The organism is Terrisporobacter mayombei (assembly GCF_020748465.1).
Lineage (GTDB): Bacteria > Bacillota > Clostridia > Peptostreptococcales > Peptostreptococcaceae > Terrisporobacter > Terrisporobacter mayombei.
On the sequence record NZ_JAHZMP010000243.1, the window covers coordinates 1 to 449 of the forward strand.

Here is a 449-nt window from a genome sequence, read left to right on the forward strand (position 1 = left end):
ACATCACCAATCCCGATACGATATTCATAGTTTGCGATTTGCTGCTCCAGCTCCGGGTTAGCCTGCGACATAATCGGTTTGGCGCGCAACTGATCAATCAATCCTGGCGTGACGGGATAGATATTGACCATTTTGTCCAGGTCATACTGATTGTCAGGTAGTTCAATGACATCCTTGTTACTGGTCGATAAATTCTGACCAGGAACAAGGGTACATGCTGTCAAAGACAGAACAGCCAATGTCAGTACCGAAAACTTAAAAATGTTCTTTTTCATTGGTTTATATTTATCAGTAAATGTAATGTTATGAATTACGTCAGGTTATTGTCCAACCGGTACTTCTCGCTCTGCCGTCATTGGATAGAGCTGGTATTTGCGTGACAGCATTTGTCCACCATCACGCGTAAATGGTGTCCACGAAACCACCGCGCGGTTGCGGTTAGGTCCAAT

1 protein-coding gene and 1 pseudogene are annotated in these 449 nt (G+C 44.3%); both read right to left on the reverse strand.

Translation table 11 applies throughout. The annotated features are described in order from the left end of the window. A pseudogene (locus tag K0039_RS25380) lies at positions 1-275 on the reverse strand (hypothetical protein); the annotation flags it as partial. Positions 276-320: 45 nt separating this feature from the next. Continuing rightward, the gene (locus K0039_RS25385; RefSeq protein WP_500303718.1) at positions 321-449 is read right to left on the reverse strand and encodes a YjbH domain-containing protein; all 129 of its coding nucleotides are present in this window, start codon (positions 447-449) and stop codon (positions 321-323) included.